General features: G+C 52.9%; 1 protein-coding gene. It reads left to right on the top strand.

Translation table 11 applies throughout. The features are described from left to right. A partial coding sequence (locus tag Xind_RS19685) for an AMP-binding protein (RefSeq protein WP_187650961.1) occupies nucleotides 1-743 on the top strand: 743 nt, incomplete at both ends.

Below are 743 nucleotides of genomic sequence, written 5' to 3'. Positions count from 1 at the left end.
CTGCGATCTGATCACCCACCTGAGCACTTACTGCATGTCTATGGCCCAACGGAAACAACCACTTTCGCCACTGCCTATGAAATGCCATTGATAGCTGCCGATGAAAATGACGGCAGAAAAATCCCCATCGGGCGGCCAATCAGTAATACCCGGATTTATATTCTGGATAAACAAGGCCAGCCAGCTCCCCTCGGTGTCATTGGTGAAATTTATATCGCCGGCGCAGGGGTTGCCCGCGGTTATCTGAACCGCCCTGAACTGACGGCGGAACGCTTCCTGCCTGATCCGTTCTCTGCCGAATCGGATGCGCGTATGTACAAAACCGGCGATCTGGGCCGCTGGTTGTCTGACGGCCATGTTGAATATACCAGCCGCAATGATTTTCAGATCAAACTGCGCGGCTTCCGTATTGAACTCGGTGAAATCGAAGCCAGATTGATGCAGTGTGACGGGGTACGTGAAGCGGTGGTTCTTTTGCGTGAAGACCGGTGTGAAGACTTACGTGAAGAGCTGAATGAAAATCCATATGAAGAGATTTCTGCTGAAAAAACCGGGGGACAAAAACGGCTGGTTGCCTATGTCCGGCCTTTGGATAATGTTGAACTGGTGCCCGCCGAACTGCGTCAACAGCTCGCTCAGCATCTTGCCGACTATATGTTACCGGGCGCCTTCGTCACCCTTGAGGCTTTCCCGCTGACGCCTAACGGCAAAATTGACCGTCGGGCTCTACCGGCACCGGATTT

It is taken from the genome of Xenorhabdus indica, assembly GCF_014467235.1.
Taxonomy (GTDB): domain Bacteria; phylum Pseudomonadota; class Gammaproteobacteria; order Enterobacterales; family Enterobacteriaceae; genus Xenorhabdus; species Xenorhabdus indica.
The sequence above is the reverse complement of the archived record's forward strand: the minus strand, read 5'-3'. Positions and strand labels throughout refer to the sequence as shown.